24 protein-coding genes are annotated in these 23,862 nt (G+C 35.8%); 11 read left to right on the top strand and 13 right to left on the bottom strand.

Features of this window, described 5'->3' with window-relative positions:
• Positions 1-42: 42 nt before the first annotated feature.
• The gene (locus tag AC5P2S_RS02730) at positions 43-522 is read right to left on the bottom strand and encodes a DinB family protein (protein WP_494556131.1); all 480 of its coding nucleotides are present in this window, start codon (positions 520-522) and stop codon (positions 43-45) included.
• A 191-nt stretch (positions 523-713) separates the two neighbouring features.
• Positions 714-1,442 (bottom strand): LPS export ABC transporter ATP-binding protein, encoded by a 729-nt coding sequence (gene lptB / locus AC5P2S_RS02725; RefSeq protein WP_283416239.1) that lies wholly within the window; start codon positions 1,440-1,442, stop codon positions 714-716.
• A gap of 244 nt (positions 1,443-1,686) precedes the next feature.
• Between lptB and AC5P2S_RS02720 the strand changes: the two genes are divergently transcribed.
• On the top strand, positions 1,687-2,454 hold the full coding sequence (locus tag AC5P2S_RS02720; protein ID WP_494556130.1) for a TrmH family RNA methyltransferase: 768 nt from the start codon (positions 1,687-1,689) through the stop codon (positions 2,452-2,454).
• 49 nt (positions 2,455-2,503) lie between these two features.
• On the opposite strand, the gene AC5P2S_RS02715 is transcribed toward AC5P2S_RS02720, so the two are convergent.
• Positions 2,504-2,734 (bottom strand): hypothetical protein, encoded by a 231-nt coding sequence (locus AC5P2S_RS02715; RefSeq protein ID WP_283416237.1) that lies wholly within the window; start codon positions 2,732-2,734, stop codon positions 2,504-2,506.
• Between the two features lie 166 nt (positions 2,735-2,900).
• On the opposite strand from AC5P2S_RS02715, the gene AC5P2S_RS02710 reads away from it, so the two are divergent.
• Both AC5P2S_RS02710 and AC5P2S_RS02705 read left to right on the top strand, forming a co-directional pair.
• Positions 2,901-3,992: a hypothetical protein gene (locus tag AC5P2S_RS02710; protein WP_494556129.1), complete on the top strand. Its 1,092-nt coding sequence runs from the start codon at positions 2,901-2,903 to the stop codon at positions 3,990-3,992.
• Positions 3,976-4,554, top strand: a complete 579-nt coding sequence (locus AC5P2S_RS02705; RefSeq protein ID WP_494556128.1) for a hypothetical protein — start codon at positions 3,976-3,978, stop codon at positions 4,552-4,554. The genes AC5P2S_RS02710 and AC5P2S_RS02705 overlap by 17 nt, the downstream gene beginning before the upstream one ends.
• Positions 4,555-4,600: 46 nt before the next feature.
• Here AC5P2S_RS02705 and AC5P2S_RS02700 read toward each other — a convergent pair whose 3' ends face one another.
• From AC5P2S_RS02700 to AC5P2S_RS02685, 4 genes are all read right to left on the bottom strand, one after another.
• Entirely contained in the window at positions 4,601-4,837 is a 237-nt protein-coding gene (locus AC5P2S_RS02700; RefSeq protein ID WP_283416234.1) for a hypothetical protein, read from the bottom strand.
• A gap of 156 nt (positions 4,838-4,993) precedes the next feature.
• Entirely contained in the window at positions 4,994-5,572 is a 579-nt protein-coding gene (locus tag AC5P2S_RS02695) for a 5-formyltetrahydrofolate cyclo-ligase (protein ID WP_494556127.1), read from the bottom strand.
• 12 nt (positions 5,573-5,584) lie between these two features.
• The gene (gene trhO / locus AC5P2S_RS02690; protein WP_494556126.1) at positions 5,585-6,952 is read right to left on the bottom strand and encodes an oxygen-dependent tRNA uridine(34) hydroxylase TrhO; all 1,368 of its coding nucleotides are present in this window, start codon (positions 6,950-6,952) and stop codon (positions 5,585-5,587) included.
• Between the two features lie 188 nt (positions 6,953-7,140).
• Complete coding sequence (locus tag AC5P2S_RS02685; RefSeq protein WP_494556125.1) at positions 7,141-7,317, bottom strand: hypothetical protein; 177 nt, start codon at positions 7,315-7,317, stop codon at positions 7,141-7,143.
• Positions 7,318-7,420: 103 nt separating this feature from the next.
• On the opposite strand from AC5P2S_RS02685, the gene AC5P2S_RS02680 reads away from it, so the two are divergent.
• Positions 7,421-9,556: a S9 family peptidase gene (locus AC5P2S_RS02680; protein WP_494556124.1), complete on the top strand. Its 2,136-nt coding sequence runs from the start codon at positions 7,421-7,423 to the stop codon at positions 9,554-9,556.
• A 49-nt stretch (positions 9,557-9,605) separates the two neighbouring features.
• Here the strand turns inward: AC5P2S_RS02680 and AC5P2S_RS02675 are convergent, their stop codons facing one another.
• On the bottom strand, positions 9,606-9,887 hold the full coding sequence (locus AC5P2S_RS02675) for a type II toxin-antitoxin system RelE/ParE family toxin (protein WP_494556123.1): 282 nt from the start codon (positions 9,885-9,887) through the stop codon (positions 9,606-9,608).
• On the bottom strand, positions 9,888-10,130 hold the full coding sequence (locus tag AC5P2S_RS02670) for a hypothetical protein (RefSeq protein WP_494556122.1): 243 nt from the start codon (positions 10,128-10,130) through the stop codon (positions 9,888-9,890). It abuts the gene before it with no gap.
• Between the two features lie 126 nt (positions 10,131-10,256).
• Between AC5P2S_RS02670 and AC5P2S_RS02665 the strand changes: the two genes are divergently transcribed.
• The gene (locus AC5P2S_RS02665; protein ID WP_494556121.1) at positions 10,257-10,823 is read left to right on the top strand and encodes a hypothetical protein; all 567 of its coding nucleotides are present in this window, start codon (positions 10,257-10,259) and stop codon (positions 10,821-10,823) included.
• Positions 10,824-10,910: 87 nt separating this feature from the next.
• Positions 10,911-12,581, top strand: a complete 1,671-nt coding sequence (locus tag AC5P2S_RS02660; protein ID WP_494556120.1) for a peptide MFS transporter — start codon at positions 10,911-10,913, stop codon at positions 12,579-12,581.
• A 93-nt stretch (positions 12,582-12,674) separates the two neighbouring features.
• Here AC5P2S_RS02660 and AC5P2S_RS02655 read toward each other — a convergent pair whose 3' ends face one another.
• On the bottom strand, positions 12,675-13,184 hold the full coding sequence (locus tag AC5P2S_RS02655; RefSeq protein ID WP_494556119.1) for a GNAT family N-acetyltransferase: 510 nt from the start codon (positions 13,182-13,184) through the stop codon (positions 12,675-12,677).
• A gap of 132 nt (positions 13,185-13,316) precedes the next feature.
• On the opposite strand from AC5P2S_RS02655, the gene AC5P2S_RS02650 reads away from it, so the two are divergent.
• The 5 genes from AC5P2S_RS02650 (at position 13,317) to recG (ending at position 20,417) form a co-directional block, all read left to right on the top strand.
• Positions 13,317-15,032, top strand: coding sequence for a peptide MFS transporter (locus AC5P2S_RS02650; RefSeq protein WP_494556118.1), 1,716 nt, complete (start codon positions 13,317-13,319; stop codon positions 15,030-15,032).
• 66 nt (positions 15,033-15,098) lie between these two features.
• Positions 15,099-16,085, top strand: a complete 987-nt coding sequence (locus AC5P2S_RS02645; protein ID WP_494556117.1) for a PDDEXK nuclease domain-containing protein — start codon at positions 15,099-15,101, stop codon at positions 16,083-16,085.
• Positions 16,086-16,107: 22 nt separating this feature from the next.
• Positions 16,108-17,619, top strand: a complete 1,512-nt coding sequence (locus AC5P2S_RS02640) for a peptide MFS transporter (protein WP_283416223.1) — start codon at positions 16,108-16,110, stop codon at positions 17,617-17,619.
• Between the two features lie 54 nt (positions 17,620-17,673).
• Positions 17,674-18,207: a thioredoxin family protein gene (locus AC5P2S_RS02635; RefSeq protein WP_494556116.1), complete on the top strand. Its 534-nt coding sequence runs from the start codon at positions 17,674-17,676 to the stop codon at positions 18,205-18,207.
• 122 nt (positions 18,208-18,329) lie between these two features.
• Positions 18,330-20,417, top strand: a complete 2,088-nt coding sequence (gene recG / locus AC5P2S_RS02630; RefSeq protein ID WP_494556115.1) for an ATP-dependent DNA helicase RecG — start codon at positions 18,330-18,332, stop codon at positions 20,415-20,417.
• Here recG and AC5P2S_RS02625 read toward each other — a convergent pair.
• The 3 genes from AC5P2S_RS02625 to porZ are packed head-to-tail and all read right to left on the bottom strand — an operon-like array spanning position 20,410 to position 23,861.
• A complete protein-coding gene (locus AC5P2S_RS02625; RefSeq protein WP_494556114.1) occupies positions 20,410-20,901 on the bottom strand; it encodes a GNAT family N-acetyltransferase in 492 nt (163 codons plus the stop codon). The genes recG and AC5P2S_RS02625 overlap by 8 nt on opposite strands.
• A 2-nt stretch (positions 20,902-20,903) precedes the next feature.
• Positions 20,904-21,581 carry a DNA repair protein RecO gene (recO, locus tag AC5P2S_RS02620; RefSeq protein ID WP_494556113.1) on the bottom strand — a complete coding sequence of 226 codons (678 nt, stop codon included), beginning with the start codon at positions 21,579-21,581 and terminating at the stop codon, positions 20,904-20,906.
• Between the two features lie 3 nt (positions 21,582-21,584).
• Positions 21,585-23,861 (bottom strand): type IX secretion system anionic LPS delivery protein PorZ, encoded by a 2,277-nt coding sequence (gene porZ / locus AC5P2S_RS02615; RefSeq protein ID WP_494556112.1) that lies wholly within the window; start codon positions 23,859-23,861, stop codon positions 21,585-21,587.
• Position 23,862 lies beyond the last annotated feature (1 nt).

The following is a 23,862-nucleotide window of genomic DNA, read 5'->3' as shown; positions in this document are numbered from 1 at the left end:
CCTGCTAAAAGCAGACTTTAAAATCAAATCAAGCGTATAAAATTATCTTTCTCTTTCCCAGAAAAACGGAGGTTCAATTCCCAAAGCTCTCAGGTAAACATAACCTTGTCCTCTGTGATGAATCTCGTTGTCCACAAAATAAAGAATGTTTTGATAAACCGGAAACTCATATTGTCCAAATAAATTGAATGTCTCCTGAAATCTTTCTTCTGTAATTTGGCTAAAGTATTCATTAATCGTTTCCGTTTCTTCGTCCCATTTTGCAAGAAGTTCACCTTTAGTTGTCGGGTTGAAAGTTTCATCGAATTCATTAATTGTTCCTTCAACAATGGATTTCAGGGCTGGTCCGCCAATAGCAATCAGTTCAAGAGCTAATTTTGAAAACGGTCTCATTCCGCCAATCGAGAATTCGAATAAATCTTTCTCGGGAAAAGCTTCAATCACTCTTCTGGTCAGATTTCTGTGGCCTTGCCAATGGATTAAAAGTTGTTGTGAGTCAAGGACTTTTGCGTTTGCGTTCATAATAGTTTGTTTTATTTGATACAAATTTACAACGCTGTTGTGACAATAGTTTGTCAGTAGGATTTTTGAATAATTTTTTTTTCGCTAAGGCGCAGAAATATTTGATTTGAACAATAAAAAAGCCGCCAAGTTTTCCTTTGCGACTTTATCTATTTATAACAAATTTAAAATGTCCGTCTTTGCGATACAATCTAAAACTTTTCAAACCTGAAGTTTTCTCCAAGATAAGCCTGTCTCACCTCCGGATCATTGGCAAGATCTTCCGGCAAACCTTCTTTCAGGATTTTCCCTTCGAACATAATATAAGTTTTGTTGGTAATCGCCAAAGTCTGCTGAACGTTGTGGTCGGTGATTAGAATTCCGATATTTTTCTCTACGAGAGACCTTACAATTTTCTGAATATCTTCCACCGCAATCGGGTCAACACCTGCAAAAGGCTCATCCAGAAGGATAAAATTCGGACTTGTTGCCAGACAACGTGCAATTTCCGTTCTACGTCTTTCACCTCCGGAAAGCAGATCACCTCGATTTTTACGAACGTGTTCCAGGTGGAATTCTTCAATCAATTCATCACATTTTTTTCTCTGCTCCTTTTTAGATAGCTTCGTCAGTTGCAAAACACCCAGGATATTATCTTCAACAGATAGCTTCCTGAAAACCGAAGCTTCCTGCGCGAGATAACCGATTCCTTTCTGCGCTCGCCTGTACATCGCATCTTGTGTGATATTCTGATCATCCAGAAATACATTGCCCAAGGTTGGCTTCACCAATCCTACAATCATATAAAAAGATGTTGTTTTTCCTGCTCCGTTTGGCCCCAAAAGTCCGACAATTTCACCTTGTTGAACCTCCAACGACACGCCTTTTACCACCTTTTTCGGTCCGTATTCCTTGATTAAATTTTCTCCTCGTAAAATCATAAAACAAAGATAGATATTTTTTATCTTCTCATTATAACAATTTGGACGTGTCCCTCGCCTTCAGCAATGCAACAGCTCGGGCCGGGCTATCCACTGCAATCTTTTTGAACGCATGGGCGTTCAAAAAGGATTTCCGTTACTATCCCTCACGCACTGCGCAGAGTTAAATATTAGTCAAAAATTCATTTCACGACTCATAACGCATCATTCATAACTACTTTGTACATTTGCAAAAAATATAAAAATGCTCATAGAAAGCCTTCAAAACGAAAAAATAAAAAGATTGACACGACTTCTATCCAAAAATCAGGACAGAAGAAAAGCCGGTGTTTTCATCGTAGAAGGTCAGCAGGAAAACGAACGCGCATTACATTTCGGAAAACCGGAAGAATATTTTATCTGCGAAACTATTTTCAAAGGAATATTGCCCGATTCCAAAATTCATTTTGTCTCGGAAAAGCTTTATGAAAAAATCGCCTATCGCGGAACAACCGAAGGAATTATAGGAATTTATAAATTAGAACAAAGGAATCTTGATGAATTCAAACCGAAACAAGATTCGGCAATCATCATTTTAGAAAGTGTGGAGAAACCGGGAAATCTTGGAGCAATCCTAAGAAGTTGCGAAGCATTCGGAATAAACGCTTTGATTGTTACCGATACAAGAACGGACTTCTACAACCCAAACGTTATCCGCTCAAGTGTTGGCTGTCTTTTCGGGATGAATATTTTCCAGGCTTCTAATGAAGAAACTTTAGAATTCTTAAAAATCAATGATTATAGCATTTTCACTACTTTTATGAGTGATGATGCAAAACCTATTCAGGAGAAAGATTTGACTGCCAAATCTGCTGTTTTATTCGGAACAGAACATTCAGGTTTGAGTGACTTCTGGAAAGGGAAAGGAGAAAATGTGTTGATTCCAATGTCCGGAACTATTGATTCTCTTAACCTGAGTAACGCTGCTGCCATTACTTGCTACGAAATTCTGAGACAGAAATTAGACAAATAAAAAAACCGCCTCTAAAAGAAGCGGTTTATAATTCTTAACAGGGTTAAGATTATTTTTTAGCAGCAGCTGAATCAACTTTTTTAGCAGCTCCTTCTACTTTAGCAGCAGCAGAATCAACTTTTACAGCAGCAGAATCAACTTTAGCAGCAGCAGAATCAAGAGTTGCAGCAGAAGAATCTACTACAGCAGAATCAGCAGATGCAGTTTCTACGTTTTCAGTTTTTTTACAAGCTACAAGAGCAACAGCAGCGATAGCAGCTACGAATAATGACTTTTTCATAATAATTAAATTAAATTGTTAGTTAATAGATTGTCCTTATTTGAACGGGACAAAATTATGACAACAAATAAATCTTGTTTTTGAAAATTAATTGTAATATATTTGTAAAACACGATTTACAAATAAGAACAACTGTAAATCAACAAATTAAGAACAAAATACAACTTTGAGCGATATAGAATTTTCACATTTTCAATCCTTAAAAAAGGCCGTTCAGGAAAAATATCTTGAGACACACTCGCCGTCCTATGATGACATTTCCAAATGGAAGGGTATTGACATTATATATTTTCAAGAGGACTTAAGACAAAAAGCCAAAGGAAATATTAGCGAAAAAACCTTTTACACTTATTTCAAAAATAATGCTCAGGAAAAAATCCCGAGAATCGATATGCTGAATATCCTTTCTGTCTATGCAGGCTATAATTCCTGGTTCGAATTCAAAAAGAAAAACCCAATCGTAACAGCAGTCAATGATAGCTTTCAGACATCTTTACCTGTCGAAGTTCCTTCAGAGAACAAACCTGAGGTAATAGAGTCAAAAGTTCCAGTTACAATTGCTGAAAAACCGCCGGTCTCAATCGACAATCAGGCGTTTGACGAGATTAATCAGAATATCAATTTTAATAAACCTAAACAAAATTTCCTGAGAACATATTTGTGGTTAGGCATTTCTGCATTTTTATTTGCTGTTGTTTTGATTTTGGTATTTTATGACAATTTATTTTATAAAAAATACACTTACGCTTTTACTGACGCTGACAGAAATTCTTCTATAAAAGGAGAATTGGATGTAAAAATCATCAGAGAAAACGAATCTCCCATACTTTTTAAAGTGAAGCCTAACTCTCCCTTTGTTTATGAAACAAAAAGCAAGAAGCTTAAGATGATCATCTCTTCCCCTTTCTACAAGACAGACACTGTCAGCAGGGATTTGACAAGCGCTCCGGAATCAGAAAATATTGAATTGAAGCCTAATGACTATGCCATTCAGCTTTATTATTATTCAAAATCAATCACGGACTTTAAGAAAAAAACTAATGAACTCAACAGGCTTATAAGCGACAACGCATTGATTTATCAGGTTGTAGATAGTGACATCTATGGCATTGAAACAATGGATAAACAAAAATACATCTCGCTGGTTACGCTTCCTACAACATCACTGGAAAATTTGGAAGTGATCGATTCTCAGATGAAAAACGGTAAAATAGTCATGATTAAATTCAAAATTACTGATGATGGAAAAGAAAAATAACTTATATAAATGGTTGTTGATACCAGCTCTGCTGATTATCGGAATTATATCCTGTAATAAAAAATACGAAGGTGATGATAATTCTCTGGAAACACTCAGAAATGCTAACAATAACGTAACCTATTCCAAAACAAAGCTGGATAGTTTGCAGGCTACTAATGTGATTACTTCGCAAAAAGTCCAGGATCTATTAGATTTATCGGCACTTTATACATCCGGAAACAAGGATACTGAAATAGATTCCGTTATCTATACACAGATGCAAGCTCATTTTCTTACAAAAGATTCAAATAACCTTAAGCCTTTGTTAAAGGAAATGGATAGCCTGAAAGTAAGATATGCAAAAGTCAATAACCTAATGACATCAAAAAAAATTAAGGAAAAGGATACGCTTGACTTTGCAACTTTTGATGTAGAATATTATGATAACAAGAGAACTTATATTACTACAGTTAATAGAAAAGCACAATATATGCTGAAGGCTTCGCCTGTGAAATTCCAGAAAGAATTCAAATTCTATTTTACAAGTTTTTATCCAAAAAATATAGACAGTATCAAATAAAAAAAGCCGCTAAATAGCGGCTTTTTTTGTAATAATTAGATTCTAATTATTTTTTGATTTCTTCTTTTGCAGCTTTTTCGTCAGCTTTTACTTCAGCTTTAGCAGAATCAGCAGTAGCTTTTACAGAATCAACTGTAGCAGTAGCAGTAGAATCGATAGCAGCAACAGCAGAATCAGCTTTTGCGTCTACTGAATCAACAGCAGCAGCTTCTACGTTATCAGTTTTTTTACAAGCTACAAGAGCGATAGCAGCGATAGCAGCTACAAATAATGACTTTTTCATTTTCTAAAAATTTAAATTAATTATTGTGATTATATTATCTTTTAATATTGAATCATATTAACAAGACAAAATTAGGACGGTCTGATAAAAATCATTTAGAAATAACTTGTAAAGCGTTTGTAAAGCATTTTACAAAAAAATATTATTGATTTTCAGTTAATTAATATTAAAATCAATAAAATTATAAGGCGTTATCAAACCATCTAAAGCTATATCTGATTCAAAAACATCAGCAACATCTTGATCCGGAAAAAAGAAGTTTAAACCAATTTTATTATGAATCCCAAAATCCCCTGAAAAGAAAGAATCATAAAAACCTTTTCCATAACCTACTCTGTTTCCAAATCGATCACAGTATAATAAAGGTGCTAAAACATAGTCCAGATCAACATTAGAGTCAATATTAGAAACCGGCTCCTTGATTCCCCAATTATTAATTTCAAAATCCGAATCAGGAAAAATCTCTACAGATATCATTTTATCGCCTTTAATTTTTGGCACAAAAACCTTTAATTTTTTATCAAAAAAATAATCAATAAAAATCCGAGTATTGATTTCATTCATTTTTCCAATCGGTAAAAAAACATTAACCTTTTGATTTTCAAATACATTAAATTGTAAAACGAATTGTTCAAAGATTTTTTGAGACAAAAAATTGACCTCATCTTGTGATAAGGCCATTCTTTTTGCTTTATAAATCGATCTAAGTTCTTTTTTTGTAAGACTGAGATTCACCTTTAAATTGTATTAATTTTCTAAAATCTTGTAAAGTTTATCCGACAAACGGACTCTGAAAGGCAGCTCAAAAGTAATCTGATCTCCCGCTTTCGCCGTATCGCTGAAATCACCGTTTACAAAAATCTGAGTAACCGTAATTTCCTGATCGCCTGTTGTTGGTCCGGAAATTAAAACCTTATCTCCTACAGAAAGTTCATTATTTTCAATGAAGAACTGCGCGATTTTTGATTTTGAATAATAATGCTCCGCTTTTCCGATCAAAGTTTTTTTGATTTTTATTTTCTGGCGGATATCCTTTGTTTCAGCTTTAGTCGCTTTTGCTAAAGTCTGTGTCGACAGATCTCCCGAATTTTTAAATTTTAAAGCTTCAGATTTTCCTTTTCTGAATACCTTATTTCCAACCTGAAGGCCTTTTCTTAGTTTCACCTGCTCTTCCCAAGGTAAATGAATGGTTTCCAGACATTCCGTAGAACATGTATTTTCCATTGCTGCCTTACATTCATCACACTGGATGAAAAGTAAATGACAGGCATCATTGGCACAATTGGTATGATTATCACAAGGTTTTCCGCACTGGTGACACTGTGCAATAATATCATCTGTAATTCTTTCTCCTAAACGATGATCGAATACGAAGTTTTTACCGATGAATTTACTTTCGATTCCCTCTTCTTTGATCTGACGTGTATATTCTATAATTCCGCCTTCCAGCTGGAAAACATTTTTAAAACCCTGATGTTTGAAGTAAGCGCTTGCCTTTTCACAACGGATTCCGCCGGTGCAGTACATCAAAAGGTTTTTATCTTCTTTAAAATCCTGCAACTGCTCGTTGATGATCGGTAAACTTTCTCTGAAGTTTTCAACATCCGGAGTAATAGCCCCTTCAAAATGCCCTACTTCACTTTCGTAATGGTTTCTGAAATCCACCACGATCGTATTCGGATCTTCCAACATATTGTTGAATTCCTGTGCTTTCAGGTGAATTCCTTTATTGGTAACGTCAAAAGTTTCATCATTCAGACCGTCTGCAACGATTTTGTGTCTTACTTTGATGGTTAGTTTTAAAAAAGAATGATTATCCTGCTCCACCGCCACATTCAGACGGATACCTTTCATAAAATCATAAGCCTCCAGCGTTTCGCGAAATGCCTCAAACTGATCCGCAGGAACACTCATCTGAGCGTTGATTCCTTCATGAGCGACATAAATACGACCCAATGCATCAAGAGCATTCCAGGCTATAAATAAATCGTCGCGAAATTTTTTGGGATCTTCAATTTTGGCATACGCATAGAAAGATAATGTAAGGCGCTCTTTTCCGGCCTCATCTATAAGTCGAGCTCTTTCTTCTGCGCTTAAGGTGTTGTACAGTTGCATGCTATAAACGTTTTAAGTGAGAAAATAATGGCGCAAAGATAAGAAATTTGGCCAATATTTTTGGGTTGATAGTTGTCAGCTATTCAGTAGGTCATCAAACGATATGATTAAACAGTCAAAGTAATTAAGTAAACCGTCAAGAGCCTTCAGTAGATAATAAAGGCTCTTAAATAGACAATCAAAGTGCTTCAGTAAGCAATCAAAGGTGTTGAGTAGACTGCCAAAGGAGTTAAGTAGACAATCAGAAGAGTAAAGTCGACTGTCAGAGAAGCAAAGTAAATTATTACAGAAGTAAAGTAAACAGTTACAAGACCAAAGTTGGCAATTACAGAAGCAATGTTGACTGTTACAAAAGTTAAGTACACTGTTACAAGATTTGAGCAGACTATTACAGATACAATTAACCTTATATGGACTAGCCTCAAAACAATTAATCTTTATTATATTTACGTCATTAAAATTTGAAAAATGAAGAAAATTCTCTTATCTGTTGTTTTGATGGCAGCAGTTTTTTCCCAAAACATTAGTGCACAGGAAATCACATTAGATAAGATCTATTCCGGATATTACCGTGGAAAAGGAATTTCAGGAATTGCATCGCTGAATGATGGTGAAAATTATGCAACCATAGAAAAAGACGGCATCGCAAAATACAGCTACAAGACTTTCCAGAAAGTTGGAAACATTGTGGATGGAAGTTATGAGTCTTATATTTTTTCGGCGGATGAATCCAAAATTTTGCTTCAGAAAGAAAGCGAACAGATTTACAGACATTCTTTTTTAGGGAAATTTGATGTGAAGGATTTGAAATCCAATAAAGTAATGCCCCTTAATAACGGCAATTATATCCAGGAACCTAAATTTTCTCCAGACGGAAGCAAAGTCGCTTTCATTGTTGACAATAACTTGTTTTATCAAGATTTGACTTCTGGAAAAATCACGCAAATTACGAATGACGGGAAGAAAAATTCTATCATCAATGGGCTTGGAGATTGGGTTTATGAGGAGGAATTTGGTCACGCTGATTATTATCAATGGAACAAAGCAGGTGATGCGATTGTTTTCGTGAGGTTTGATGAGTCCAAAGTTCCGGAAATCTATATTCCTATCTACGGAAAATCACTATATCCAAAGGAGATGCGCTACAAATATCCAAAAGCAGGCGAGACGAACTCGACGGTGACGGCAAATCTTTATCAATTAAATTTGGCAAAGACTACAACTTTGAATTTGGGAAGTTTTGAAAATTATTATATCCCACAACTTTGGCAGACGAATGGCAAAGACGAAATAGTGTTGGCGACCAGCAACAGACACCACAGCAAAGTGGATTTGCTGAAAGTAGATACAAAATCCGGTAATTTGACCAAATTATTTTCAGAAACAGATAACGCCTGGATAGAAACAGACAATCTGACTTTAGAATTTCTGGATGACAACTCTTTTCTTTGGGCTTCGGAACGTGATGGCTACAGACAATTGTATTGGTACGAAAAAGATGGAAAACTGAAAAAACAGGTCGCAAAAGGACAATGGGAAATCACAGATTATTACGGTTACAATCCGAAAACTAAAGAAGCCTATATTCAAACCACCGAAAAAGGAAGTCTTAATAAGGTAGTTTCAAAGCTAAATATCAATTCCGGAAAAACAACTTTGATTTCTTATCCGGAAGGGAACAACTCAGCGAGTTTCAGCAAGTCATTTAATTATTTCATTAATACCAATTCTACAGCAGCTTCGCCTTATAAATATGTATTGAAAGATGCAAACGGAAAAGAAATCAAAGAACTTCAAAATAATAACGAGTTGCTTTCTAAGCTTCAGAAAGATAATTTTGTAACGAAGGAATTCATTACCATTCCAAACTCGGTTGGCGACCAGCTCAATGCCTGGATCATCAAGCCGAAAAACTTTGACCCGAACAAAAAATATCCATTGTTTATGTTCCAATATTCCGGTCCTGGTTCGCAGCAGGTTTCCAATTCGTGGGACGGCGGAAACGGAATCTGGTTCGAAATGCTGGCTCAAAAAGGCTATGTCATAGCTTGTGTGGACGGACGCGGAACCGGTTACAAAGGTTCTAAATTCAAAAAAGTAATTTATAAGCAATTAGGAAAATACGAAATCGAAGACCAGATTACTGCTGCAAAATGGTTCGGGAATCAGTCTTATATTGACAAATCCAGAATTGGAATCTTCGGATGGAGTTTTGGCGGTTATATGAGTTCTTTGGCTTTGACAAAGGGTGCGGATGTTTTCAAACTGGGAATTGCTGTTGCACCAGTGACAAACTGGAGATATTATGATACAGTTTACACAGAAAAATTCTTACAAACGCCACAGGAAAACCCGGAAGGTTATGACCAAAACTCGCCAACCACTTTTGCAAATCTGTTGAAAGGGAAATTTCTTTTGATTCACGGAACAGCTGATGACAATGTGCATTTCCAGAACTCTATGGAGTTTTCTGAGGCATTGATTCAGAATAAAAAACAGTTTGAGTTTATGGCTTATCCGGATAAGAATCACGGAATCTATGGTGGAAACACCAGATCTCAGCTTTATGAGAAGATGACGAATTTTATTTTGGAGAATTTGTAAAACTTAATCTAAATTTTGAAAGGCATTCTGAGATTTCAGAATGCTTTTTTTATAAATAAAATTTGGGATTAATTCGACTATGTAAAACTGCGATTATAATAATTTGGTCATCTTTCAAAACGTAATGTAAATGATAAGGAAATTGTTTTAGTAAGACTGTTCGAACTGATTTGTATTTTATTTCGAATCCTAATTCGGAATTAACTATTCTCGATTTTGCTTCTTCAATTCTTTCAAGAAATTTAGCTGGTAGTTTTTGATTAATTTGAGAATAATATTCCAAAATCTCTTCGATATCTTTTAATGCCTGAAAACTTAATTCAATATACATTTAGGAATATTTTTTCTTCAATTCTGCAATTGTATTATCAAAATCTAAAGTATTATTAGGATTTTTTTCAAGATACAATAATCTCTCATCCAAGATTTCTTTTTGCCAATCTTCCAGCCTCATATCATTTGAATCTTGTCTGTGCTTAAATTTTAAAAATGCCACATAATCGCTCACCTGCTGAAGAAGTTCCGTCGGCAGCGATTTCAAATCCTTTTCTAAATCTTTTATTGTGATTTCCATTGTTCAAGTGTTTAGCCTTATCAAAGTTAGCAATTTTTTTAATTGGCTGAAAAAAGCTATCTTTAATCACATCCTAAATTTATGAATCGCAAAATCATCGTCCCCATTCTATTTCTATTTAACATTATGATTTTTAGTCAAAGTGATAAAGAAGTATTGTTGCTGTACAAAAATGTCATTGAAAAATCGGATTCATTATTAGCGGTTGGGAAAATAGCGCAAATTGATTCCAAAAAAGTTCTTTCGGACGCCAAATTATCTGATAAAGAATATCCTGTGAAGTATTTTGAAAAATCAATGGAATATTTCAGGAATCATCAATATAACGAAAGTGGATTTCTATTCTATCTCGGGAAAATGAGAACAGAAGACCTTAATAATCTGGGACAGGAACATTATACTACTGGTAGTGAATATGACACCTTGCTGGAGGAAGGTCTATTTATATATCTGGCTGTTGATGCTGACAATTATGCAAAGGTTTTGAAAATGACGCAGGATTATTATGAGAACAATGATTACACCTACATCAGCAAAACCAAAGGTTATAAAAAGCTGAAAGACCCGAAAAATTATTCGCAAATGATTAAAGCTCTGCAGGAAGACAAAGGAAAAATCCAGGCTGAGTTGAACGCAGAAAGAGAAGAAATGAAGAAAAGGATTACGCCTTATTTTCAAATGCTTAAAGAGTAAATACAACAAAAGCCTTTCAAATAAGAGAGGCTTTTTCGTATATTAATTTAAAATCCTATTTTTGGAAACGTTGTGAAAAATTAAGTTATGAAGACTAAGCATCCTAAAGGTTTACCTTATTTGTTTTTTACCGAGATGTGGGAACGTTTCGGTTACTATTTGATTCTGGGCATTTTCGTTCTCTATCTGATAGAGCCACAAGGTGTTGCCGGTGGATTGGGAATACCGGATAAAGATGCTGATGACATTTTCGGAACCTTCATTGCGCTCACTTATCTTACACCTTTTCTTGGCGGATTTTTGGCAGACCGCGTTTTAGGTTACATCAGATCCATTTATCTTGGCGGTGTTTTGATGGCAATTGGGTATATCGGCGTTGGTGTTTTTAAAGAATTGCCTCTGTTTTACGGTTCGCTTGCATTAATTATTATTGGGAATGGCTTTTTCAAACCAACCATTTCTACACTTTTGGGAAATCTATATTCCGAAGAACCTTATAAAGCTAACAAAGACTCCGGTTACAATATTTTTTATATGGGAATCAACATCGGGGCATTTATCTGTAATATCATTGCGGCATTTATGCGTAACAAATTCGGTTGGGGCGAAGCATTTATAACAGCAGGAGTTGGGATGTTGCTTGGATTGGTCATTTTTACGATTGGCAGAAAGCACTACATCCATGCGGCACAGATGAAACCGAAACAGGAAGGTGACACCAAATTGTCTGAAATCCTGATGAAAGTTTTTGTTCCTGCGATTATAGCGGGTGTTATCGGCTGGTTTGTTCCAACAATGGTTTTAGGAACTAATATCTTTGGAAGCACAAACACAGATGCCTTTATTTTTGCTTGTGTTCCTGTTATTTACTTCTATGTTTCACTTTATTTCAAATCCAATCCATTGGAGAAACCTGCGATTGGCGCTTTGCTTTCGATATTCCTCATCAGTATGTTTTTCTGGGCGGTTTTCAAGCAGAATGGAACGGCTTTGACAAGATGGGCCAATTATTACACAGACAGAAGCGTGTCTGAAAAAGTCGAAAAGCCTTTGGCTTCGCTATATCTTGTCGAGGAGAAAAGTTATGCTGATAAAGAGACACCTATTTTTGATGGGCAATTCCGTTCTCAGAAAGATGCTGACGGAAAAACCTTAAAAGAAACCGGAAAAGATATTTACTTTAGAAATGTTTCCGCTGAGAAAAAAGCTGAATTAGAATCCAATCCCGACAAACCTGTTTTCCTGTATAATACAGAATTATTCCAATCGATAAATCCATTTTGGGTAATTGCATTAACACCTGTAATTGTCGGAGTTTGGGCAATGCTGAGAAAACGAGGAAAAGAACCTTTGACACCCACGAAAATCGTTTTGGGATTATTCATCACCAGCTTATCTTGTCTTGTAATGGTTGCAGCCGTTTATGCTGGAAATAATGGTGCAGAAAAAGTCTCTTCACTTTGGTTGATTGCGGGATACGGCGTAGTAACAATTGGGGAACTTTGCCTGTCGCCAATGGGATTATCATTCGTTTCAAAATTATCTCCGGCAAGATTGACAGCCTTGATGATGGGAGGATTCTTCTTAGCCAATTCTGTTGGGAACAAATTGTCGGGAATCCTTGCAAGTACCTGGTACAATTATGAAAACAAAGCCAATTATTTCCTAGTCAATTTTGGCTTATTGATATTTGCAACATTGCTAGGATTAATGATGCTAAAACGACTGAACAGAATAATGAAAGAAAGTGGACATTAAATCGACAAAGACCTATTCATAGAAATTCATAGAAAGCAAAAGCGAAATTAGTCTAATTAATTTCGCTTTTTATTTGCTTAAATTTCAATAAAGTCATAATACTTTTTCAAAAGCTTTCCTTGCACTTCCCCGGAAATGAACTTCTCCACAATATTGGTAGCCTAATTTATCCAGAATCGCCAGCATTGCCGGATTATCAAAGTTGGTATCCACTTTTATACTGAATGTATTATTCTGTTTTGCAACATCTTCGATAAAACTAAAAATCTTTTTAGATAAACCTTTCCCCGCAAATTTATCTGAAATCGCAACTCTATGAACTACCAAAAAGTCTCCATTAGTCAGCCATTCACCTTCGATAGCGTCATAAGCCGGCTCATCATTGAAAATAAGTGCACTGTAACCGGCAATAATCCCGTCAACCAGTAAAACATAACCCAATCCTTTTTCGATATCAGATTTTACAGTTTCTAAGTTCGGATAACCATCCTGCCACTGCCGGCTGCCGTCGTTTTTTCTCCTTGTAATAGCGTCCTGTAATATTTCCCAAATCACCGAAGAATCTTCGGTAATTGCCTTTCTAAATTCTAAATACATTTCCATAAAAAGACAAAATTAAATCAAATCTGTAAAATATGGATTATTAAATCTTGCATAAACAGCAACTTGAATCACTTACGTTGATGAAAAAAAACTATATTTGTTACCTTTAAGAAAATTTAACAATTAATTTATATGGAGACAGTTCAGACTAATTCAAAACATCCTAGAGGTTTATGGGTCCTTTTTGGGACGGAGATGTGGGAGCGTTTTAATTTCTATGGAATGAGAGCTTTACTTACCTTATTTATGGTAAACTCTCTCTTAATAAGGGAAGCCGATGCTTCTATCATCTATGGTGGATTTTTAGCATTGTGTTATTTAACGCCGCTTTTAGGAGGTTTTATTTCTGATAAATATCTTGGAAACAGGAACTGTATTATTCTTGGAGGAAGTTTGATGGCAATTGGACAATTCTTACTTTTCCTAAGTGCATCTACTTTTTCTGACAATCTTGGAGGTGCAAAAGGCCTGATGTGGCTGGCGCTTTTCATTATAATATTTGGAAATGGATTCTTCAAACCGAATATCTCATCAATGGTGGGAAGTCTTTATCCAAAGCAAGAAAAATCTAAACTGGATTCTGCTTTCACGATTTTCTATATGGGAATCAATATCGGAGCATTTCTAGGTCAGTTCATTTGTCCATACGTAGGTGATGTCAAAGATGCTGCCGGGGTAAGAGATATCTTTGCTTTCAAATGGGGATTCTTAGCCGCATCTATTGCGATGATCATCGGAACAGTGACATTCTTCATCCTTAAAAACAGATATGTGGTAACACCGGAAGGAAGACCAATCGGAGGATTACCAAAGCATAATACAAGCGAAGACTTTGAAGAAGGTGAAGCCCAAACAGCAAAATTCACAGGAAAAGCGATGGGAATAACAACGGTATTATTTGTGATTTTGTTTTTTGTCTTCAGATATTTTTTAGTAGGCGAATTTGGATTCAATTCTGTGGAAATGGGACAGCTGATTAAGGGAATCATTTATCCTTTCATCTATGCAGCCGGGATTTCATTAGCATTCCTGATTATGAGTTCTGCTGAAAATAAAATCGAAAGACAAAGAATCTGGGTGATCTACATTGTTTCGTTTTTCATTATTTTCTTCTGGGCGGCTTTTGAACAAGCAGGTTCATCACTAACCTTCATCGCAGATAATCAAACTGACAGAAATATTTTTGGCTGGGATATGCCGCCTTCAATGGTTCAGATTTTCAATGGGCTTTTCGTGGTGCTTTTGGCTTTACCATTCAGTTTACTTTGGGATAAATTAAGAGCTAAAGACAAAGAGCCGGTTTCTCCTTTGAAACAGGCGATCGGTTTAGCTTTGATTGCACTATCTTATTTCATCATCGCTTACAACGTAAAAGACCTTGGAAACTCAGGATTATTAGCAATCAAATGGTTGATTCTACTGTATCTGATCCAAACAATGGGTGAACTTTGTTTATCGCCAATCGGATTGTCTTTGGTTGGTAAATTAGCGCCAAAAAGATTCTCATCTTTATTATATGGTGTATTCTTCATCGCCAATGCTGCAGGTTACGCGTTAGCCGGAACTTTGGGAGCAATCATCCCTGCAACTGGAGACAAATTTGCAAAAGCGCAGGAAATTGGTGTTAATCTTCAGGATGTTCTGGATAAAAAAATAACACTTAATCCTGAACAGGCAAAGGCTTTTGCTACAGCACAATTGCCGACAGAATACACAACATTCGCAGGTTTCACCATTCATAATCTTTTCGAATTCTTTATGGTATTCGTGGTTCTTTGTGGAATTGCAGCCGTATTATTAGCCTTCTTATCGCCAATTCTTAAGAGAATGATGCACGGTGTGAAATAAAAATTTTCACATTGATTATAAATTCAAACCACCGGATATTCGGTGGTTTTTTGTTAAATTCGTATAATGGAAATCTCAGAAGACTCTTTGTTTCTTTCCGTAAAAGAAATTATTAATCAATCGCGCGAACGTGTTTTTCGAATGGCGAACTCTACTCTGTTGATTTCTTATTGGCAAATTGGACAACTCATTGTAGAAGATGAACAAAAAGGAAATGAGCGGGCAGAGTATGGAAAATTTGTTCTAAAAAATCTTTCTAAAAAATTGACTCTCGAATTCGGGAAAGGCTTTGACTATACGAATCTTTCTAATATGAGGAAGTTTTATAAAACTTTTCCAATTCTTGACGCAGTGCGTCAACAATTGAGTTGGACTCACTATAGATTACTATTAAACATAGATTCTACCGCAAAAATCAATTATTACATTGAGGAATCTATACAAAATAACTGGAGTTCCAGAGACCTCAAAAGACAAATCAATTCTCTGGCTTACGAAAGAGTTTTGGAACATAAGAAATCTCCTGTTGAGAATATCCAAAGCGTTCTGAAGGACCCATACATTTTTGAATTTTTAGGATTAAAAACGAATGAAAAGATTTCGGAAAAAGAAATCGAAACTGCCATTATTGACCACATTCAGAAATTTCTGCTTGAGTTTGGGAAAGGTTTCGCCTTCGTAGCTAGGCAGCAGCATATTTCTACAGATACTTCAGATTTTTATATTGATTTGGTCTTCTACAATTACATTCTGAAATGCTTTGTCATCATTGATTTAAAAACCGGAGAACTTTCTCATCAGGACATTGGACAAATTGATATGTATGTCAGAATGTACGATGATTTGAAACGTAACGAAGGCGATAATCCGACAATCGGAATTTTGCTGTGTTCTGAAAAAGATGAAACCATTGTAAAATATTCTGTCCTTAATGATAAGAATAATCTCTTTGCCAGTAAATATCTGCTCTACCTTCCAAAAGAGGAAGAACTGAAACAGATTATAGACCAAGATAGAATCCGGTTTGAACTAGACAAAGAAAACAATAATTAAAATTTAATATCATAAACTTATTATGAATCTTACCCTCGAAGAAATTCAGAATTTCAAAGGCAAATACCCTAAACAGATTTGGTCTTTATTTTTCTCAGAAATGTGGGAGCGTTTTTGCTTTTATGGAATGCGGGGAATGCTCGTTTTCTTTATGATTTCCCAATTAAAATTTGGCGATGAACAGGCTAATCTTCAATATGGCGCAACGCAGGCATTTGTTTATGCATTTACATTTGTAGGCGGTTTGTTTGCCGATAAGATTCTTGGATTCAGAAAATCTTTATTTTGGGGCGGAATTCTGATGATTATCGGAAGCCTTATTCTTGCGGCCAATCCTCACGATTATTTCTTTTTAGGAATTTCATTCACTGTTGTGGGAACAGGATTTTTCAAACCGAATATCTCCACAATGGTTGGAAAACTATATAAGCCTAATGACAGCAGAACAGATGCGGGATTTTCCCTGTTCTATGCAGGAATCAACCTTGGAGCGCTATTGGGAGGCTATCTTTGTATTGCTATTGGAAAGGGCGAAATGTTTTCGGATCTGATTCCGGAGTATAAAAGATGGAATGTAGCTTTTGGATTAGCGGCTATTGTTATGGTCGTTAGTCTGATTAATTTCATTTTTACACAAAGAAGCCTTGGGCCAATTGGACTTCAGCCTCAAAAGCTGAATGCTGATGGTACATTTTCTCCACTGGACAAATGGAAAGAATATGGCGTTTACATTTTATCATTAGTTTTCATTCCGTTGATTATGATAATGGTTTCCGTTCCGCAATACACGGATTATTTTATGTGGACGGTCGGACCATTGACACTGCTCTATCTTTTTTACGAGATGACAAAAGTGAATTCAGCCGAACGCAAAAAACTTTGGGCAGCGTTGATTTTCATTATTTTCTCCATTTTATTCTGGGGAATCTACGAACAGAGCGGCGGTTCATTAAGTATTTTCGCAGCGAAAAACCTCAACAAAGACCTTTTCGGATTGGATCCAAATGGCGTTAACAATTCTGGTGGTGCTTTCTTTATCATTTTTCTGGCACCTCTGGTTGGATTACTTTGGATCTGGTTAAATAAAAAGAAACTGGAACCGAATACTATTAATAAATTCGGGTTAGGCTTTATATTCCTGGGACTAGGTTATTATATTCTTTTCGGAACCAAATTTTTCGCTAATCTGCAAGGGATCACCTCGCTTAATATTTTCACCATTGCATTATTAGTAATCACTTTCGGAGAACTATGTTTATCACCAATCGGACTGTCTATTATGACAAAACTGTCTACAGAAAAACTACAGGGAATGATGATGGGAATGTGGTTTCTTGCCTCTGCTTATGGACAATATGTTGCGGGACAAATAGGTGCAGGAATGGCAAAGGTAAAAGCCGGCGCCAACAACTATGATGCGCTCATCACTTATACCGATGGATATAAACAATTGGGATTATACGCTCTAATTGCCGGAGTAATATTAATTTTGATTTCACCTTTTGTAAAAAAACTAATGCAAGGTGTAAAGTAAACTGAATCATTGAAACGTCTATAATTATGGAAAGCTAACTGAATATAAACACAGATGAAAAAAATACTATTATTAACCTTATTTCTAATTCAAGCTTCGGGTTTTGCACAGGTCCGCTGGATGACGATGACGCAGGCTTTGGCTGCGCAGAAAAAAGAGCCTAAAAAAATCCTGATTGACTTCTATGCTGATTGGTGTGCGCCTTGTAAAGAGATGGACAAATTCACGTTCAATCATCCGGAGATTGCGAAGATTATCAATGAAAAATTCTATGCTGTTAAGTTCGAAAGTGACGGCAATGAGACGGTTAGTTTTGCCGGACATACATTCATCAATCCTGACTATAAAAGCAAGAAAACAAAAAATCCGCTTCACCAGTTTTCCAAGTATATGAACATCAATATGATTCCGACAATGGTTTTTCTGGATGAAAAAGCTGATCCAATCACCAGCCTTTCCGGAGCGCTCAAAGCCAAAGAAGTGGAACCCTATTTCACAATGATTGCTTCCGACGAATATAAAAACATCAAGACCCGAAAAGAATGGGAAAGCTACCAGAAAAAGTTCAGGTCGAAGATTAAGGATTAATTTAAATTCAAAAGAAAATTAATGCTACATTCTTTTCCGGTGACAAATTTTGCGTTTTTCTTTTGTGACTTTTGTGGTTTACTTTAATTTTCCCGAAATTCGTCGGAACAAATTTTTCTTGTTTGACTTTAGAAACTTCCATAGAATTTCTCAAAAATATCGGAACCGAACGCGCAAAACTCATCAAAAACGTGTTGGGAATCTCGACTGTGGAAGATTTGCTGACCTTTTATCCCATACGTTATATTGATAAAAGTAAGATTTACAAAATCGGTGATTTGACAAAAGAGCCGGATGCGGATATTCAGTTGAGAGGAAAAATCACAGATATCCAGGAAGTTGTTTACGAAAAGGGAAAACGTTTGTCCGCAAAATTTCGGGATGAAACCGGAACGATGGATTTAGTTTGGTTCCGATATACGAATTGGATGAAAGATTCGATTCCGTTAAATAAAGAAATCTTTATTTTTGGGAAAGTTAACCTGTTCAATGGGAATTTTTCGATGCCTCATCCAGAGATTGAAGCCGATGAAAAAAAAGCGTTGTCAGGTACGCTTTTACCGGTTTATCCTGGAAGTGAAAAACTGAGTAAACGAGGCATTAATAATAAGTTTTTTCAAAATATCATTTTCAACCTTTTAAAAGATCTGCCTCAACTGATTTCAGAAAATCTGCCGGATTATCTTTTAAAATCGATGAAATTAATGGGAAGGCTGAATTCCTATTACAACATTCATTTTCCAAAAGATTTCAAACATTTTGAAGCAGCTGACAGACGATTGAAATTTGAGGAAGCTTTTTTCTTGCAGCTAGGCTATGGCTTGAAAAAACTGCATCAGAAAACAAAATCATTTGGAAATCCGTTCCCAATTGTCGGTGATCATTTCACTAATTTCTATAACAATAATCTTCCTTTCGAATTAACGAACGCTCAAAAACGTGTTCTGAAAGAAATCAGAACCGATATGAAACGTTCGACTCAAATGAATCGTCTTTTGCAAGGCGATGTAGGCTCAGGAAAAACGATGGTTGCTTTGTTAACGATGTTGATCGCGATGGATAACGGATTCCAGTCTTGCCTGATGGCTCCGACAGAAATCCTGGCTCAGCAACATTTCAATTCGATCCAAGAATTATTACAAAATACGGATATCAACGTCAGACTTTTGACCGGCTCATCCAAAGCTTCGGAAAGAAAAATCATCCACGAAGAATTAGAAAATGGTCAACTATCTATCCTGATCGGAACACATGCAATCCTTGAAGACAAAGTGAAATTTCAAAAATTGGGATTGGCAATTATTGATGAACAACATAGATTTGGAGTAGCTCAACGTGCGAAACTTTGGGCAAAAAATAATATTCCGCCTCATATTTTGGTAATGACAGCAACACCGATTCCGAGGACGTTGGCGATGAGTTTTTATTCGGATCTGGATGTTTCTGTGATTGACGAAATGCCAGTTGGAAGAAAACCAATCATTACAGCGCACAGACGGGAAAAAGACCGGCTTTCCGTGTATCAATTTTGCAGGGATGAGATTGAAAAAGGTCGCCAGATCTACTTTGTATATCCGCTCATCGAAGAATCGGAAACCATGGATTACAAAAATCTGATGGAAGGCCTGGATCACGTAATGACTTTCTTCAAAAGCTATAATGTAACAATGGTGCACGGAAGAATGAAACCTGCAGAGAAAGATATCAATATGCAATTCTTCGCTTCCGGAAATGCCCAGATTATGGTTGCAACAACCGTAATAGAAGTTGGCGTCAATGTTCCCAATGCTTCTGTTATGGTGATTGAAAGTGCGGAAAGATTTGGGTTGTCACAGCTTCATCAGTTGCGGGGGCGTGTTGGAAGAGGTGCTGAACAAAGTTATTGTATCCTGATGACAGACGACAAACTGAGCAAAGAAAGCCGAACAAGAATCAAAACGATGGTTCAGACGAATGACGGTTTCAAAATCTCGGAAGTTGATATGGAATTGCGTGGTCCTGGTGATATTCTCGGAACTCAGCAAAGTGGTGTTATCGATTTCAAAAAATTAAGCCTGATAGAAGATTCTGCAATTATCAAAGCTTCAAAATCAACTGTTGAAAAAATCCTGGAAAAAGATTCTCTTCTCAATCATCCTGATAATCAAGTGATGAAACAATATTACATCAGGCAATATAAAGGAAAAAATAAATGGTCGCAGATCAGCTAATTGGTAATTCCATCAGATAGTCATCCATTACATAACCGTTTCCAACATCCAAAATTTTTTCTTCATAAATTTTAAATCCTTGATATTCATAAAATTTTTGAGCAGAATTATTTTTATTAACCGTTAGAATCAGTCTTCGGTTTCCATTTTTCTTAGCTTCATTTTTCACAAATTCCAAAACTTCTTTGCCTAAGCCTTTTCCTTGTGCTTCTTTCAAAAAGTAAATCCTATGGAGCTTTGTAGTTTCCGGTTCTTGATGGAATTCAAACCCAACAAAACCTAAAAACTGATTTTCTTTCCGGATCAGATAATAATGAAAATTGGGGTTTTCAAAATGTTTTTTCAAAGCTTCTCCAGAATACATCATATCCAACATGTAATCAATCTGATCTTGTTTCAAAATATCGGCATAAGCATCAACCCAGGACTTTTTTGCTAAATCCTGAATGGTGGGAATATCTTTTTCTTTTGCTTTGATAATCATAATTAAAAAATTTCTTTAATAATTTCTAGGGATTTTGGCTCTCTGAAATCTGCTAAATGATAATGGTAATATACTAAAATAGAGTCCAGAAAATTTTGTTTTACAATCCTGCTAAATTTAATGTCATAAGGATTTTCTGACACCAACAATTCTTTCCAAATGGCTGAAATATCCTTATTAAAAAAATGATGTGATTCAGTTTCTTCGAAGTTTCCGGACTCAGGGTTCAAAAAAACATGTTGGTTGAATAATGGTTGTAAGCCCTGATGCTTCAGTAACTGGAAAATAAAAACCAAATGTGACTGGAAATTTTCTGTTTGCAATTCATATAGAAAATTAGTTATTTCATAAAAAATATTCTGATTCTGACTTTCATTTCTGAGAACCTGATTCAGCAGATCCGATACAAAAAACAAAATGGAATTTTTTCTGATATCAGAACTGAAGAGATTAGCATTCTTTTGTTCTATTTTCAATATATTCCGCATATTCTTCTTTCTGTCTGATGTCTGAAGAAATAGCTGGTTCAAAGGAAACAGGAATGCTTTCTTTTTGTTCTTTGGGGCATAAATTCCTTTTGCAAAGAGACTTTCGAATCCGTTTTCCTTACAAAAACAATGGAGAACAGCATCGTGATCTCCATATTTTGTATATGACAATAAAAAAACTTCCTGTGTCATTGATTAGTTCACAACGGCAATTTTTGCGGTAGCCTTATCTGTTCCGTCTTCGTTTGTCATCAAGACATAATAGATCCCCGAAGCCACTCTCACACCACGTTGATTATTAAGATTCCACTCAAAATAACCACCATTCGCGACTGCGGAATGTACAAGATTACCAGCAGCATCAGTAATTCTGATATTTGTTTTTTGCGCTAATCCACGGATTCTAACATTACCTTTGTATTGAGCATACACTACCGGATTTGGATAAACCAATACATTACCAAAATTGGATGTAACTTCAGAAACATCACCTTGATAAACCACAATACCATCTGTAGTCGCAAAATAAACTTTGCCTGTTTTTTCATCAATTTTGATATCTGTTACACTGTTGTTGGGTAATGATGAATTAGACTTAGTAAAATGATAAATTGTTCTATCACCATTGGGTGTGATATAAAAAACACCACCACCATCAACAGAAATCCATTTTTGATTTCCGGAATCTACTACAATCTGTAAAATTTTCGCATCCCTGAAAAGTTCTTCGGCCAATCCATTTTCTTCAATAACAATAGGATCGCTCTGCGGATTTTCTTCCAGGATAGCAGATTTGGGGCTAGATAGAATTCTAAGCCCTTCTCCATTCCCTATCCATACATCATCATTATTATCCACAGATACAGATGATGTTCCATTGATAGGTAAATTATTAGTGGTTTTTAAAACTTTGAATTTGTCATCCGATGTTGATGCCGCAGTATTATTGTAGTCATACATCAAAAGCCCCCCATCCGAAAAGAAAGGTGCAGGAATATATATAATACCGTTTTTCGTAAGCGGTTTTTGTACACCCCCGATATTAAAAGTAGTAAAAGGATCTGCCCCAAAAGCATCTGCGGTTTTATTAAACAGATAAAAACTGGAAACACTACAGTTACCGCTTAATGCCGGGATGGTACATTGTACACTACAGAAAAGGTTATTTTGCTCATCAAAAGTAAGCCCTACAGGTCTGTAATAATAAGCACTACCATTATTAAAGTTATATCTTTTTACAAACTCATTATTTTTCATTTTGTAAACACCCTTCTCAGCTGGAGCAGATTCATTACTAATAAAGTTTGTAAAATAAACGGTGTTAGGATCAGATGGATCCGGAACTACATCCAAAATATTAAAAAGGATGGACGAATTGTTAACAAAATATTGCGGGTAGTTCCACTTTGTGCCATCGTAATGATAATAACCAATTTTTTGTTCATTAGGTTTTGTAGGCGTAGCAACAGGGTCTGCGTCTCTGTTTCCGGAAGATACCCATATCTGATTATTGAGAAGGGATAATTTATAAGATCTATTATTATAGGGTCCATCCGGTTTAAAACTGCTTTTCTGTTCATTATACATCCCGGAAACCTTGGTTCCTGTAAATAAAGCAGTATTATATACCAAAGCAGTATTGATCAATTCTCCCGCATTAAAATTCTTCTGCTGAATTCCATTTGTACCATAAACATAAACCTGTGATTCATCGGATACGATGATCTGATTATTTGTAACTTTCACATCCTGAATATTGGTGAACGTTCTGGGAATTGTTGAAAAAGTTGTCCCTGTACCATATTTGACCTGATTATTACTTGCAAAAACAATAACAGCATTTGCATCTACTTTTTTAAAAGCTCCCGACTGAAAGTTTGCCCAACTGGAATATACGGGAAATGTGGAATTAACCTCATGATACTTTAGTCCTGCGTCGGTCGCTGCATATACAACGTTATCCTTTAATACTGCTGCATTTACAGCCTGATAAACTCCCCCTACAGCAAAAAATGCAGTATCCCCAAATTCTCTTCTCGAAACATTAAAAATTGATAAGCCATAACCTGATGAAATAATTGCTCTATCACCATTAATGGATATATGATTTATATTTTTACTACCATTATAACCTGTTGCCAAAGGAATGTCAACTACCATAAAAATACCGTTAGGAGTAATTACATCAAGTGAACCACTTTGATAACCCACAATGCCCGTTTGAGTTTCTGCATTATAATCAAAGGCGGAAATTTTAACTTCATGCAAACCATTGGCTTTTGATAGCTTTTTAATCTCTCCTGTTCCTGGATAATAGTAAAAGATGCCATTCTCGGTAGCCGCAATTATACGATCTCCATCTTCACGTATTACCAAAACGTTATTGTACGAAAACAAATCACTCCATTTGGTTGTCTGCGCCTGAGAAATCAGAGTTATAAAAATTGATATAAGTAATAAAATTTTTTTCATC

Source organism: Epilithonimonas sp. 33E (assembly GCF_059372615.1).
Note: the sequence above shows the minus strand (reverse complement) of the source record. Positions and strands in the feature narration are given on the sequence as shown.